Source organism: Faecalibacterium sp. I4-1-79 (assembly GCF_023347235.1).
Classification (GTDB): Bacteria; Bacillota; Clostridia; order Oscillospirales; family Ruminococcaceae; genus Faecalibacterium; species Faecalibacterium tardum.
In genome coordinates this window covers 2804503-2819280 of record NZ_CP094467.1, presented here as the reverse complement: position 1 = coordinate 2819280, position 14778 = coordinate 2804503, and the positions used below count along the sequence as shown (strand labels likewise).

Genomic DNA, 14778 nt, shown 5'->3' with positions numbered 1-14778 from the left:
ACTTGGAAAACCAATTAAGGTAGATATAATGCACAGGGATGTGCTTTATATAATAAAAGCAGGATAAAAACGCAACGCATTTCTTCCTGAGAGATGCTAGAGCTGGTAGGTAGCCCAGCCGTCTGCACCGCACGGTGTAGGTAAGTAACCTTCCCCTCCGGGTTGTCCATTCCTGTAAGGATTTATTTCAGGAGGGTTTCGTTATGGACATTGATTCTACAAAGCTGACTGTGTTTTTTGAGGCTCCATTCTGGATTGGAGTGTTTGAGCGTATTGAGAGAAGAAAGCTTTCAGTGTGTAAAGTCGTGTTTGGCGCAGAACCAAAGGACTATGAAGTCTGGGAGTATCTGCTCAAAAATTACAGTCGGCTGCGCTTCAGTCCATCTGTTGAGACAGTTGTAAAGAAAGAGTCTGTGAATCCAAAGCGATTGCAACGGCAAATCCGAAAGGAAACAGCTGCCACAGGAATCGGCACAAAATCACAGCAGGCGTTGCAAATGCAGCGAGAAGAAAACAAGCTGGTGCGAAAAGCACTTAGCCGTAAACAACGCGAAGCAGAAAAGCAGCGTCAATTTGAACTGAAACAGCAGAAGCGAAAGGAAAAGCATCGGGGCAGATAATGCCCCTTTGCTTTTATCTGGCAGGGTTTGGGGCAGGCACGCCCCAACAAGAAGCTGTCCCAAAGGGGCAGGAAATTTTCAAGAATTGAAAATTTGTGGCCACGGGACGATTCTTGCTCTCACGAAAACCCATACTTTTTGAAAAAACGCTTTTCGCAGCCAAAGGAGGATGCACCATGAAAAAAGAGATCGAAGCCTTTGTCAACGCAGCCAACGAGCAGGAGTTGGAAGCCGCATGGAATAACCTCTCGGCAGAGGAACAGCGAGTTTTCGAGCAGCTCATGGAGGAAGAACCACCCGAAGATGCACTGGCATTTTTCGCACAGCTGTATGATGATGCCCCGAAAGAGCAGACCAGCGAGACTGTGAACATCTCCGAAAATGAAATCTATTTCAAGCGGCAGCCCTTGACCGAAGAGCAGAAGAAGCACGGCTCCTATGTAGATGAGAACGGCAATCTCCATGTCAAGAACCTGTCCGCCTTCTGGATTCCAGAACTGACCACCACGGAGAAAGTCGGTCACACCACCTATACCGTGACCGGCAGCTATGAGGGCAAGGAGTCCTTTTTGAAGAAGCTGGAGCGCATTGTTGCCAAGAACGCCCAGCAAAAATTTGAAGATGAGGGTGCAGACGAATGACAACTGCGCCCAATTCTGCTATACTTGACCCGGTAACCAATCCTGTACTGACAGTTGCTCCACAGAATAAGGAGGACACAACAATGTCTGGAGCAACGAATAAAATCACCGCACTTTACTGCCGACTGTCGCAGGAGGACGAGCGACTCGGCGAAAGCCTTTCTATCGAGAACCAGAAGGATATCCTTTTGGACTACGCTAAAAAGAACCACTTCTCGAACCCGGTGTTCTTTGTTGATGATGGCTATTCTGGCACGAACTATGACCGCCCCGGCTTTCAGAGTATGCTGGTCGAGATCGAAGCAGGGCGTGTAGGAATCGTTATCACAAAAGACCTGTCCCGACTGGGGCGCAACTCTGCCCTGACGGGTCTGTACACAAACTTCACCTTTCCCCAGTATGGCGTTCGCTACATTGCCATTAACGACAATTACGACACCATTGACCCGAACAGCGTAAACAACGATTTTGCGGGCATTAAGAACTGGTTCAACGAGTTTTACGCCCGCGATACCAGCCGCAAGATTCGGGCTGTCCAGAAGGCCAAGGGAGAGCGTGGAGTACCGCTGACGGTCAATGTCCCCTACGGCTATGTGAAAGACCCGGAGAACCCGAAGCATTGGCTTGTTGACCCGGAAGCGGCTGCGATTGTGAAGCGCATCTTCTCCATGTGCATGGAGGGACGTGGGCCGACCCAAATTGCGAACCAACTGTGGGCAGATAAAGTTCTGACTCCTACCGCCTACAAGTTGAGCCATGGCCGGAGTACAAACGCACCTGCCCCGGAAGACCCTTACCGCTGGGATAAAAGAGCAGTAAGTTTGATTCTGGAACGCCGGGAGTACACTGGCTGCACAGTCAACTTCAAGACCTATACTAACTCTATCTGGGATAAAAAGAGACATCTGAATCCTGTGGAAAATCAGGCTATCTTCCTAGATACACATGAGCGCATTATTGACGATGATGTGTTTGAAAAGGTTCAGGAGATTCGTAACCAGCGTCACCGCATGACCCGGACAGGCAAGAGCAGCATTTTCTCCGGTATGGTCTACTGCGCTGACTGCGGTTCCAAGATGCAATATGGTTCGTCCAACAACAGGGACTTCAGTCAAGACTTCTTTGATTGCTCTCTGCACAAGAAGAACGGGAGCAAGTGCAAGGGACACTTCATCCGAGTAAAGGTTCTGGAAGGACGTGTACTGAGTCATGTTCAGCGGGTGACGGACTACATTCTCCGTCATGAAGACTACTTCCGCAAGGTCATGGAGGAGCAGCTTCGGGTGGAAAGCACCGAAAAGCTGACCGTCCTGAAGAAGCAGCTTGCCCGGAATGAGAAGCGGATTGCAGACCTCAAACGGCTGTTCGTGAAAATCTACGAGGATAACGCCAGCGGAAAGCTGAGCGATGAACGCTTTGACATGATGAGCCAGAGCTACGATGCCGAACAGAAGCATCTGGAAGAGGAAGCACGCTCTATCCAGCAGGAAATCGAAGTACAGGAACAGCAGATCGAGAATATTGAGAAGTTCGTCCAGAAAGCGCACAAGTACGTTCATATTGAAGAACTCACCCCTTATGCTCTCCGTGAACTGGTGTCGGCCATCTATGTGGATGCCCCGGATAAGTCCAGCGGAAAGCGGGTGCAGCACATCCATATTAAGTATGATGGGCTGGGGTATATCCCTCTGGATGAACTGGAAGCAAAAGAAAAGGCGTGACCGGAGTCACGCCAAATCTTCCCCATTTAGGGAACTTTTGCAAATACTGTTTTATGGGAACTCTGCTAGTGGGAACTTCCTGTTTTTCGTTGTTTGCATGATGAGCCTGTTCCGCCTGCCATGCAGCAAATTCTCTTTGCCCTTCCTCGCTGTTCCAGCAGGCAAGAATGGCCGGATAGAATGCCCGTGCCAGACGGTCAATGACTTCATCGGGGTAAGGGGAAGTATTTGTGGACTTTTTCTTTTTGTTCAAACGCACGCTCCTTTGATCGTCCCACCGTGGCAAAGTCGGGCGAGAAAATCAAAGTTCCAATTTTTATCAGGCGCAAGGGCGCGGAAGTTTTCCACCCTGCACTTGCGGCTGGTGGCTCATTGATGGCTTACAGGTGTCTGCTGTTATGCGGTCTTTTCTTCTTCAAGGGCTTCTGCAAGAGCCTTTTCCAGATAGGTTTCGATTTCAGTCAGGTAGTTAGCAGGCCTCTGCATTGCGAAGCGGAGAACCTTCTGCTTTTCCGGGTCAGTGAAATAGCTGGGATTGTTTTTGAGCGTTTTCTTCCATGAGTTTTTCATCATTTCGGTCGCACGGCTCAAGGATTTGTAAACCTTCATAAACTCGTCCGGCACATGATAGCACCGGAATTCTTCTGTTTGTGGCGTGGGCATGGGAACGGGTTCCGCTTTTTCAGGCTCAAATTCAGCGCTGGCAGATTCCAACACTTCCAATGCCTCTGGATGCAGGATTTGAGCAAGAACATCTGAACGATGCTCGACACTTGCCTGCACAAGCTTGGACATTTCTTCGTTGGTGAACTTCACTTTACCGGAAAAGACTTTCTGCTTGATGCCGGGAGAGAGGTTGTCCGCGATGTCGATGCCTCGTGTATAGTGGCTGGCACGGAGAACAGAGGCACGGCTGACACCGTTTTCTTCTGCGATTCGGTCGCAGGTTTTCTTCCCGGAGTGGTGGTTATCATCGTGAGCACCACCACTTTTCTTTGCTAAAGTGTACTGATTGCCCCGAAAGATTTTTGCAGCCTTCTTCTCGGCTTCGTACTGCTTCCCAAGCAGATAGCGTTTCTGTTCGGGACTCAGGTTTCGCCGTCCCAACTGATTCCGGCAAATCCACGCAATGGCTTCTTCGCGGTTCTCAAATCGGAGCGGCATGGTGGAAAAATAAATCTCAGGATGCTTCTGGAGAATGGCATAACGATTGTGTCCATCAACAAGGGTATTACCCCAGACGATCAAAGGAGAGAGCAACTTGCCCTCTTTGAGGATATTTTCTTCAAGCTGCTTGTACTCATCGTCCGTCAGCGGCGGGATCTGGTTCTGGAACTCCGGGTCGATTTTCAGATTGATCATACGCACACTCCTTTATCTCTCATGCTGCGCAGGTTCTTCCTCCCGGAAAAAGGACGCAACATTCTGCTTTGCGGTTTTCAGTTTGAGCAGTTCTTCCTTAGCTTCCTTGTACTGCTCGTAGAACTTTGCCTTTTCGGATGCCAACTGCGCATACTCGGCTTCCAGCTTTTTCGGGCTGGGCAGCTTAGTGATATCGTTTGCCTTGAAATAGACTGCTGCCGCCCGGTACGCTGTCAGCTCTGCACGGTGCAGCTCCTCAAAAGCTGCGGGTCGCTTGGCGGTCTTGAACTGCTGTGCGATGTTCTTGGTGCTGGCGTAGGCTGCGACGTGATAGCGCAGCTCTTTGTTGGCCTTCATGCGACCTTCGAGGTCTTTCACCACCGCCAGTGCGTCGTGATACTTGGTTTCCAGTTCAGCGATGCGCTGGTTCAAGGCGTCCTCGTCGGTCAAGTTCTTTTCCTGCAGAAGATTCACGGTCTGTGCCATAACTTTGAGATTGTGTTTCGTGAGCCAACGCTTATAGCCGACGCCCTTGCCCTCGGTCATCCTCGACTGGATGTCGATCAGTTTCCCGATGGTATCCTGCTTGAACTGCGCCTTGGGTTTTCGTTCGGCGTTTGCCTGCAACGTGGCAAGCACTGCTGCCTTATCGAACTTGTCACCGAGCTTTTTTGCCCGGATGAACTTCGTTCTGCCAGAGGGCAGATAGCTGAGCTGTCCACGGCTTTCCTTGACGGTGATGCCGTACTGCTGCATGAGCTTGTCAGAGAAATCTTCAAAGCTGGTGGCACGGTGCAGCACCGAAGAAATCTGTTTCCGTAAAGTGTCTTTCACGGTTTCAAACTTCTTCTGCCGGGGCGGTTGTCCTGCTGCGGTGAGGGCTGCGTTTTCACGGTCAAGTTTCAACTGGCCGCGCCTGCGCGCCCAATACTCGGCTTCGCTCACGCGCTCCTTGGAGCCGTTGAGCAGGTCGATCTGGTACAGTCCAGCACCTTCGCACAATTCCATGACCTCGACACGCAAGTGCCGCATGGTCTGGGCTGTGCTGGAGTGCTTCATGCCCTCTAGCCAGTCGCGGGGCTTCTGCATATAGGGCTTGCGCTCCACCTCGCGCATTCGGATGCTGCCGATCACGATGTGGACATGGATATTTCCCGAATGGTTGTGCCCATCCGGGTGAGTGCAGACGATGGCAGGGTGACCGGGGAAGTTTTCTTCGCAGAATTTCAGGCCAAGTGCCTGTGCCTTTTCCATGGTCAAGCCGTTGTCGGCTGCATCTCTGGGGTCAAAGCTGATGATATACTGGTGGCTCTTGATATCACCATGCTGGGTGTTCTTGCCATACTTGCGGTTTGCCAGCAGACAGGCTGTTGCAAACGAGAAATCGCCACACTCAAGGGTGTCGAGTAGGTAGGATTCCCGCAGCATGGGTCGGCCTTGTTCATCCAGAAGTTGCTTTCCAGTGAACGCATCATGCTGGTAAACGAGGTACGCTTCGATGGCGGTGTAGTCCGAGTTTTTAGAGGCGATATGCTTGAGCGTTGCCATACAGTTCACCCAGAACTTTCTCGGCGTGCAGCCGAAATGCGGTCAGGTCTGCAAGTTCGTCAAGGAGTTTCGCCCGGATCTGCTCGGTGTCTGCACCGCCGGAGTTGAAGTGCCTTGCAAGTTGGTTGAGGTTGGTGCCCACCTTGCTGCACTGGGCAAGCAGGGTGGAAACAGCGGTTAGGGTTTCTTCGCCGCCGCCGGCAACGATGACCGTTTTCTCGATCTTGACGTTGTGGATGGCACGGCGGATGAAAGTGGAGAGGGAGAGATTCAGGAGTTTACAAGTGAGTTCCAGTGACGCTTTTTCCTCCGCTGTCACACGGAACTTGATGACGTGCGTTTTGTTGTTCGGCGTGTCGTGGTGCTGGGAATTGCTAGGGGTCGATTGAACATTCGTTTTGGTCATTGTACCTCCTGTCTGTTCGATAACTCCTCGGTGAAGTTATGTAAGCACGACACGCCGTTGCTGTTCGCACCGTCAGGTGCGAACCATGAGCAGGGTTTGGGGCAGGCACGCCCCAACAAGATCACTTGGAAAATTCGCAAGAGTTTGAGAAGTGAAGTCCCGGATGGACAGGAAATTTTCAAGAATTGAAAATTTGTGGCCACGGGACGGTTCTTGCCCTCTACCGCTGCGCTCAAAACGCATTTTCAACAAATGTTTCCGAATTGTTAAGACGCAAAAATAAGTAGAGAGTTCCGCTGCTCGTGTATGTTGATCGCCGTTCACACCGAACGCAGTTCCTACCCCTGTTTTGCAGCGGCGTTGTCCGGCTCGCTCACGGAAAGTGTGAGGTCATGGCACGGTATCACGTTCAGACGGCTTATGCAAGATTCAAGGTTCAGTATGAAGAAAGCCGGGCGCAGTGCGGACACTACGTTCTGCTTCTTTCAAACGTAAGAATAACACTTTGAAGTTGTGCAGTCAACAACCAAAAACGATTTTCGGAGATTTGTACAACTACATAAGATTTTATTTGTAAAAAAGAAAAATACCGCCCATGCAGCGCAGCGATGGATTTTGTCGGGTGAAACAGCGGCAAAATGAATCGGGTGTGTTGCGGGGCGGTAAATTCTTCGTGGACTTTTCCTCACGGAAGTGGTGGGTCTCACGGTGATAACCAACCACTTTCTGTGGCTGTGTTCAAAATGAACACGACCACATCTTGTGGATGGTTTCAAACCAATCCACAAAATCAGTGAGATTTGTGACAGAGAATATCATGTTTCGCAAGGTGCGTCAAGATGATTTTGAAAAATTTATGACGGTAAAGCATAAGAAGTCTTACTATTTGGCTCAAATTGAAGTCTACTTGACTTTTTTATTGAAGAGATGTCCGTTTTATGCTGCTGCATCTGTAACAGCCTGACGATAAGCACTTGCAGCGTTGTTATTTTATTCAACTGGCTGGGGGATAGTCCTCTGCATCGGGCGAAGTATTCCTCAGTACGGTTTCCACCGCGCACAGAGCAATCTTGGCAAGATTCAGCGTGGTATGGGGATTCATGGCGGTATGCCTCCGTCTATTTTTCTGTGTATAGAATACCACATAAACAAAAAGAGAACGGACGGTCGTTTCTGTTTACGAATTGAGCGCCTGCCACAACGCATCTGAAGCATCAAACACTGCCACGCTGTACCCGGCAAAGCGGCTCTGGATATCAACAGTCTGGCTGCCATCGGCGGCAGTGTTGTAGCTGCCCAGTTCCAGCCCGGAAAGGGCGGGCTGGCTGCGCCACGGGATAAGCTTTGTCTGCCATTCCGCGCCCAGCTTTTCGCTCAGTGCCCCATAGGCCTGTTCGAAGCCCTCCGGGTCATCCAAGATCCAGATTTTGCTCTCGCCGTTGGCAAGGTCGGTGTTCATCTGGGTGGCACCGGCCATCTGACCGTTCATGTCGGTCAGGGCGGCATCGGCGCTCCATGTGTAGTTGTTCACCTGCACCACCACAGTCCCGTCGCCGTTGGCGTCCTCCGCATAGTCTGCCAGCGCAGTCTGCAGGCGCTGCACGGCCTCGTCCGGCAGGGCCTCCGCCGTGACTACCGCCACGGTGTAGTCCGGGTCTACGGTAGTCAGCAGGCCGTGCGCCACATACGCTACGCCCACAATGACCATTGCCGCCACCGCCACGATGCCCCAGTTGTAATACCACCAGTTGGCGCGGGAGCGCTTTTTCTGCTCCTGTGCGGTCAGGGGCTTATCCGGCGCTGCCGGGCGCGGGATGCTGCGCACCTCTACGCCGTATTCCTGCCGCAAAACCGGGAACAGGGTCTGCATCGCTGCCAGCCCCGGCAGCCAGAAGCCGAACAGCACCGCCCAGAACACGCTGACCGGGAACAGCAAGATCATGCCGCCGATGCCCGCCAGCATGAGAACGCCTGCCAGGACGCAGCGCGCCGGGGCGACAGCCAGCAGCCTGCCCGCCCGGCGCAGCAAGCTGTCCGGGGCGGGCAGTTGCAGCGGCAGAACGGCAGCGCAAAGCGTAGCCAGAACCGCCAGCACCAGAAAATCCAGCGCCAGAAAAACGAGAATGGCAAGCCCGGGGTAATACCCCTGCTGCGCGGCGGCTTCAAACACAAAGGCCGATACAAAGCACAGCAGCCCCAGCACCAGCGTGCCAATGCAGCCAAAGCCGCAGGCGGCTTTCCAATGGGCGGCTAGGGTCTGCTTTGCCCGGGGCAGCCACTGGGAGGGGTCGTTCTGCAAGCTGCGCAGAGCGCAGTCTGCCAGCAGCACCATGGCAGGGCCGGTCAGCAGACCGGTGACCGCACTGCACACCACCGTCAGCGGCAGGGAGAGCAGGGTCACGCCCAGCGAGACCCCCAGTGCGGCAGGCAGGCAGAGCACGCAGACCATCAGGTTCGTGCCCAGCAGCTGGCCGAGGTCGCGGCCGACCATCTGGCAAAAGCGTGCAAAGCCTTTTTTCTCCGGCTCGTTTGGGCCTACGCCGTGGCCGTCCCGCCCATAAAGGGCATTGTAGATGCTCATTTTACTTCACCTCGGTGCCAAAGGCTTCGATTTGGGTCAGCGCCGGGAAGGGGGAAGTCCCCTCGGCCTGAATCAGATCCTTCAGCACAAGGCTGCGCACCCGCTTGGGCTCAAAGGCCACGCTCTGGGGTTTGGCGCTTTTCACCAGCGGGATGTCCAGCTGGCTGCCATCAGAAAATTCCACCGTGGCCTTGACCCAGTAGTTGTCGTGGGGGAAATCTGCCCGCTCGGTGATGCGCAGCTCATCCAGCAGTACTTCCCGGCCAAAATCCAGCGTCAGGGCTGCGTTCGGGTCGCGGTTGATGCCCCAGCTCTGGTAGGGATACTTGCCGTGGGCGCTGTTCTCAAAAATGCCGTCGATGGCGTTGCGGGCGGCAAACACCGCCTCGCCGCGCGTTTCTACGTTGGCGCTGGCGTGGGGATAAAAACCGGTGTCGCCATGCTCGTCATAGCAGTTGAAGGCCAGATTCCGCCGGGCGGCAATCTCTTCCGGCAGTGCCAGCCGTGCCCGGATAACGTGACGGCTGCCCGCAAAGCTCTTGGGCGAGTAGGTGATGGCCTGCTCCCCGAAGGGAATGTGGAAATTGATCTCCCGCTTGACCACATATACAAGGGCTTCGGGCATGGTGTCCTCGAACTGGATGACGCAGTACTGCCCGGGATGGTCGATTTCCAGTGCCACCCGGTCGCCGGGGTGGTACTCGTTGGTGTAAACAAGGGATACGGCGGTGTCGGCGTCACAGGTCATCAGGGTGTGGCCGGCTTCGTCCAGAATTTTCAGCTTGATGGTCTCCATGGCAGTTCTCCTTAGTACAGTTCGAGGTTCAGCATTTTTTGGAAATGCAGGGTGATCTTATAGATTGTTTCCGGCCAAGCGGTGCGCAGGCGCGGGTCGGTGATGGGCACCGCCGTAACAGCAGCCGTTACGGCAGCAGGGTCAAAACGGATGCCGCCCAGTGTGCCCACCGCAAAGCCGTCCGCAGTGGGGGCAGGCTTCTGCTCGGTGAGCAGGGTCAGCTCCACCGTGCCGGGATAGTCCGTTTCGTCCCGCAGGGTGATGCCCTGTTCGCTGACGGATACGCTGCGGCGGTAGGTGGTAAGCCCCGGGATGGGAGGGTACGCGTCCGCCAGCTCGCCGGTGATGCTGTTTTTATCGGTGCACACCTCCCGGGCGGCGTATTCCGCGCCGGGCAGTTGCTGCACACCGTCAAAGGTAGGCAGATTGTGCCATGCGCTCTGCATGGTCCAAATTTCATACCGCTGGGGGCTGAAGGTCTTTTGGGTGTAGCTCTCCACTCCGATATCGATGAGAAACGGTCTTCCGTCCTTGTACACGGTAATGCTGCCGGTATCGTTGTGGTTGTGGCTGTCGCCGTTGGAGCCGAACTTTGCACCCAGCACCCAGCTGCCCTGCCGTGCGGCATAGACGCCCACACTGGGGTACCACACCGTTAAATGGTGCCGGGGCGCTGCGGAGTACGCCATCATTTCTTCTTCTGCAAAGGCGGTGGTCAGCCGGTACCACAGGTTGATGTGGGCGCTGCCGTCCGGGTTCTGCAAATGGTCGGGGTCGGCATCGGCGCGGAAGTCTGCCGCCGCAAGGGCTTGCAGGGCATCGCTGCCCACAGCCTGCCCAAAGCGGTATTCCCGCGCACCGCACCGCCCGGCAAGGGGGCTGCAATCGCCAAAGTTCAGGTAGTAAGGGCCTTCTACATGGACATTGCAGATGTACTCCGCGATATTTTTGATTTTAGGTTCATGGAACAGGGGAGAGAAGGCCTCCGGCACAATGCTGGACAAAATTTCAAGGCAGCCCCACAGGGTCAGCCCGGCGTGGCGGTAATACTGCGCACCCTCGTTGCAGCAGCCGTCCGCGCCGTAGTCCTTTAAAAAGCAGTCGAGGCTGTACGCTGCCTGTTTGACGGCAGCCTGCCGCTGCTGCTGCGTGGTGGGCAGCAGAAAGACCGTGAGCAGCACATTCTGGGTGCACCAGCTCGTCCAATTACACATAGGCTCTGCGCCGTTGCCCATCCACCAGAAGTGGCTTGTAAAATAAGGCGTCAGGATGCGGGCGTTCAGCTCCCGCTCCATCCGCGCCGTGATGCCCGACGCGGCAGTATCCAGCTCATCGGGCAGTAAGTACCGGGTCAGCGCCAGCAGTGCGCCGGTCTCGGCGGCAAACAGGTCCACGATGGGGCGGGTGGTGTCCGGCAGGGGCAGCTGCGGGGTGTCCCGGATGTAGCTGTTGTGGGCGGGCAGCTGCCATGCGCTTTCCTCACAGATCGCCCATACGGTATCTGCAATTTCATCCAGAAAGCGCCCGGTGTGCTCCACACACTCGGCACTTACCAGCGCGCACAGCCGCGCCCGGCGGGAGAAGTAAGCCGTCTCCCATGGCGTGCGCCGCCCAGTGTGGGTGAAATCCAGCCAGAGCGAGAGCGGCAGGGGCGCAATGGGCGTTTGCAGTGCGGCTTCCCCCGCCTGCAAAAAGCGCTGCTTTGCCCGCAGGGGCAGCCCCTGCCATGCGGTGCGTTCCTTGGCAGGGGGGAAGGGCCGGTAATCGGGAAGAAATTCCGGCAGATGGGCAAGTTGTTCCTGTATCATAAAAGCCTCCGATTTTAAATACTTTGCTGGTATTCCCGCGGGCTGAGCCCTGTGACCTTTTTGAACACCTTGGAAAAATAAAAGGCGCTTTCGTACCCCAGTTTCTCAGCGATCTCGTATACTTTCAAATCGCCCTGTTCCAGCATCTCCTTCGCCGCAGCGATGCGGGTCTCGGTGATGTACTCCACAAAGCCGCTGTCGCCGTATTTGCCGAACAGCTGGCTGAGGTAGTTGGGCGAAAAATTGAATACAGCCGCCACATCGGCCAGCGTCAGTTTTTCCGAAAGGTGATTCTTAATATACTCCTGCACCTGTGCCACCACCTGCATCTTCCCGGCGGTGGCGTCGCCCTCGTTGACCTCCACGAACTGGATGGGCTGCTCCACCGTGAGCAGGGGCTGCAGGTGGGCGTTTTCCCGGCAGCGGCGCGCCAGCCCCAGCAGGGAGCCGGTGGGGCGACCTACCGCCCAGAGCAGCCGTACCGTGAAATAGTTGTATAGAATTTGGCTGGCGCGTTCCAGCAACGGGCGCAGCACCGTCCGGTAGTTCTGGCACTGGACATCGGTCAGGCAGAACAGCACATTGCAGCGCATGGCATCCGCCCCGGTCACATAGCAGGGCAGATAGTTCTGCAGGGTGGTCTCCAGCATCCGCCCGCAGGAAAAGCTCAGCTTCAGCTGCTGGGCGGGAGTAAGGGCGGTGTTGGCGATGATCTCGCAGCTGGCTACAAGATAGGCGTCGCTTGCAAGGTTCAGCTCCATGTGCTGCAAAGGCTGCTCCAATGCGGCTTCGTCCGGGAACAGCCCGGCGTACAGCCGCACGAAAAAACGCTCCTGATAGCTGCGCACACTCTCGGCAAGATTTTCCTGTGCCGACAATTCGCCCAGCAAAGCACGCTCCTTTTTTACCTTTTCGGCGGCCTTGGCAAGGGCGGTTTGCAGGTTCTCGGGGGTCAGGTCCAGCTTGACCAGATAATCCACCACCCCGGCACCCATGGCCTGCTTGATGTAATCAAATTCTTCAAAACTGGTCAGCATGATAAAGGCGGGCAGGGCGCTGCGTTCCCGGCAGGTGCGGGCAAGGGTAAGCCCGTCCATCACCGGCATTTTTACGTCGGCAATGACGATATCCGGCTTCTCCCGCTCAATGAGTTCCAGCGCCAGCTTGCCGTTGCGGGCGGTGCCGCAGACGGTATAGCCCAGCTTTTCCCATTCCAGCATCCCCTGCAGGCCGATGAGCACCAGCGGCTCATCATCCACCAGTAATATCCGCAGCATGGCTGTCTCCTTTCTGTTGATAGGGCAGCCGGATGGTGACCTCGGTGCCCACGTCCTCTTCGCTTTCAATGGTCAGGCCGTAGCCCTCGCCAAAGGAATACCGGATGCGGCGGTTCACGTTCCACAGGCCGACATGACGGAACTTTTCAGCCTTTTCGGCACCCTCGGCGGGCTCGTCCAGAAGGTGAGCAACCAGCTCCGGCGGCATGCCCACGCCGTCGTCGGTAATGCGCAGCAGTACGTCCCCGGTATCTGGGTCGGTGGAGATATCCAGCAGCACGCTGCCGTGGCCGCCCTTGGGCTCCAGCCCGTGGAAGATGGCGTTTTCCACCAGCGGCTGCAAGGTGAACCGGGGGATCATGCAGTCCCGGCAAAGGGTCTCACTTTCAATGCGGGAGACCTCAATCTCCAGGTCACCGCCGTAGCGGTACTGCTGGATGGTAAAGTAATCGTTGAGCAATGCCAGCTCCTCCTGCAAAGGCACCAGCTTCTGGGTGCCTTTGGAGATGCTCTTGGTCAGCCGCGCAAAGGCGGTGACCATCTCGGCAATGCCGGGTGCGTGCTGGATGGTGGCCATCCAGCGGATGCTGTTGAGGGTGTTGTAGATAAAGTGCGGGTTCACCTCGTTTTGCAGCATCCGGTATTCCAGCTCCTGCTTGCGGCGCTCGTCCTCCACCCGGCGGGTCATCAGGCTGTCCACGTTCTCTGCCAACTGGTTGATGCCCCGGCCGATGTCGCCCAGCTCGTTGTTCCACTCCACCGTGCGGTCCGGGGCAAAGTTGCCGCTGCCCACGGTCTCAATGCGCTTTTGCAGCGCCTCCACCGGGCGGGTGATGACCTGCTCCAGCCAATGCTGCATCAAAAAGCTCAGTCCCCAGATGATGGCAGTGCCAAGGGCGACCAGCCACAGGTACACGCCGTAGTGCAGCAAAAAGGTATTTGCGGGCAAAAGCTGTACCAGCGCCGCGCTGCGGCCGTTCAGCGTTACCTTGACTACATAATACTTCTGGCCGTCCAGCTGCACCTTGCCCTGCCATGCGGTCTGCTCTGTCACGCCGTTATTGCTGCCGGTGCGCAGGGTATAGTCCACCTCCCGCAGCGGGTTTTCAATCTCGGTCAGGCTGCCGTTTTCGATCTGCCACAGGCGGCTGCCCATCTCCCAGTACAACGCGCTGCCGTCGGTCAGGCTGTAACCTGCTGCCGGGTCGGTGATAATGGCAGTATCCAGCGCAAGGTAGGTGCTGCCCCGGTGCAAGGTGCCCTTGCCGCAGCGGACAGGCTGGCTGAGGGCGATGCAGCCCGGACTGCCGGGCAGCAGCGGGTCGGTGGTGAACTGCATCCCGTACCCCTTGGTGAGAAACTGATTTATGCTGGTGCGGTTGAGCGCCGCCGAGGAGTTCAGCGTGCCGAACTGCAAATGCCGGTCGTTCTCATTGGTAATAAAGAAGCGGAGGATATGGCTGTACAGGGTGCTGGAATAGTATTTTTCCTGCATGGCTTCGTAAGCGGCAATGGTCTGGGTACCATTGATATTTTCCTGCGTGATGTACCGCCGCACGGTGCTGTCGATGGAAGCCCAGTTCAAAAGAGCATCGGCGCTGTCCAGACTGGTCTCGATGGAGGTAGCCACCAGCCGCAGGTTGAACTCTGCCGCCTGCAGGGAGTTGGCGCGCACATATTGGTTGGAGAGGATGAACAGCGCCGCGCCCACGGCCAGCGAGGTAAGAAAGGTAAAAAAGCGCATTCCCCACACGATCTGCCGCCGCAGCGGGAAACGATGGCTGCTCTTCATAACGGTGCCTCCTTTCCGGTAATATTTTGCATTCTTTCCTTTATACAGTACTGATTCCGGCGCGGTTTGTCAACGACTTTTTTCATGAAAATTGTGTACTTTATACGCTTTTTTCTTGTGCCATGGATGTAAACTGTGCAAGAGAACAAGAAAGTGCAGACTCCAGTGTAAGAAAGTGCATCTTTTTTTAAAAGATACAGAAAAACTGCAACTCTTCCCGGAATTT

The 14778-nt window shown here is 55.4% G+C and carries 13 protein-coding genes; 3 read left to right on the top strand and 10 right to left on the bottom strand.

All coding sequences use genetic code 11. The annotated features are described in order from the left end of the window. Positions 1-203: 203 nt before the first annotated feature. The 3 genes from MTP36_RS13835 to MTP36_RS13825 all read left to right on the top strand — a co-directional run bounded on the left by MTP36_RS13835 (position 204) and on the right by MTP36_RS13825 (position 2982). On the top strand, positions 204-620 hold the full coding sequence (locus tag MTP36_RS13835) for a YjdF family protein (protein WP_005922200.1): 417 nt from the start codon (positions 204-206) through the stop codon (positions 618-620). Positions 621-796: 176 nt separating this feature from the next. After that, positions 797-1261: a hypothetical protein gene (locus MTP36_RS13830; RefSeq protein ID WP_249251406.1), complete on the top strand. Its 465-nt coding sequence runs from the start codon at positions 797-799 to the stop codon at positions 1259-1261. Next, positions 1258-2982 carry a recombinase family protein gene (locus tag MTP36_RS13825; RefSeq protein ID WP_442900215.1) on the top strand — a complete coding sequence of 575 codons (1725 nt, stop codon included), beginning with the start codon at positions 1258-1260 and terminating at the stop codon, positions 2980-2982. The genes MTP36_RS13830 and MTP36_RS13825 overlap by 4 nt, the downstream gene beginning before the upstream one ends. Here the strand turns inward: MTP36_RS13825 and MTP36_RS13820 are convergent. The 10 genes from MTP36_RS13820 to MTP36_RS13775 all read right to left on the bottom strand — a co-directional run bounded on the left by MTP36_RS13820 (position 2921) and on the right by MTP36_RS13775 (position 14552). Next, positions 2921-3241, bottom strand: a complete 321-nt coding sequence (locus tag MTP36_RS13820; RefSeq protein WP_249251403.1) for a transposase — start codon at positions 3239-3241, stop codon at positions 2921-2923. The two genes, MTP36_RS13825 and MTP36_RS13820, sit on opposite strands and share 62 nt — an antisense overlap. A gap of 137 nt (positions 3242-3378) precedes the next feature. Then, on the bottom strand, positions 3379-4344 hold the full coding sequence (locus MTP36_RS13815) for a hypothetical protein (RefSeq protein WP_249251402.1): 966 nt from the start codon (positions 4342-4344) through the stop codon (positions 3379-3381). Between the two features lie 12 nt (positions 4345-4356). After that, a complete protein-coding gene (locus MTP36_RS13810) occupies positions 4357-5892 on the bottom strand; it encodes a relaxase/mobilization nuclease domain-containing protein (RefSeq protein ID WP_249251399.1) in 1536 nt (511 codons plus the stop codon). Then, positions 5864-6298, bottom strand: a complete 435-nt coding sequence (locus tag MTP36_RS13805; RefSeq protein ID WP_249234910.1) for a plasmid mobilization protein — start codon at positions 6296-6298, stop codon at positions 5864-5866. The genes MTP36_RS13810 and MTP36_RS13805 overlap by 29 nt, the downstream gene beginning before the upstream one ends. 72 nt (positions 6299-6370) lie before the next feature. Next, the gene (locus tag MTP36_RS13800; protein ID WP_249251396.1) at positions 6371-6622 is read right to left on the bottom strand and encodes a hypothetical protein; all 252 of its coding nucleotides are present in this window, start codon (positions 6620-6622) and stop codon (positions 6371-6373) included. A gap of 853 nt (positions 6623-7475) precedes the next feature. Further along, a complete protein-coding gene (locus tag MTP36_RS13795; protein WP_015565849.1) occupies positions 7476-8879 on the bottom strand; it encodes a hypothetical protein in 1404 nt (467 codons plus the stop codon). A gap of 1 nt (position 8880) precedes the next feature. Continuing rightward, the gene (locus MTP36_RS13790; RefSeq protein WP_249251395.1) at positions 8881-9675 is read right to left on the bottom strand and encodes a carbohydrate-binding protein; all 795 of its coding nucleotides are present in this window, start codon (positions 9673-9675) and stop codon (positions 8881-8883) included. Between the two features lie 11 nt (positions 9676-9686). Next, positions 9687-11483 carry a heparinase II/III domain-containing protein gene (locus tag MTP36_RS13785; RefSeq protein ID WP_249251393.1) on the bottom strand — a complete coding sequence of 599 codons (1797 nt, stop codon included), beginning with the start codon at positions 11481-11483 and terminating at the stop codon, positions 9687-9689. 14 nt (positions 11484-11497) lie between these two features. After that, positions 11498-12760, bottom strand: a complete 1263-nt coding sequence (locus tag MTP36_RS13780; RefSeq protein ID WP_005943362.1) for a response regulator transcription factor — start codon at positions 12758-12760, stop codon at positions 11498-11500. Then, positions 12735-14552 carry a sensor histidine kinase gene (locus tag MTP36_RS13775; protein WP_158403741.1) on the bottom strand — a complete coding sequence of 606 codons (1818 nt, stop codon included), beginning with the start codon at positions 14550-14552 and terminating at the stop codon, positions 12735-12737. Before MTP36_RS13775 ends, MTP36_RS13780 begins: the two co-directional genes overlap by 26 nt. Positions 14553-14778: the final 226 nt, after the last annotated feature.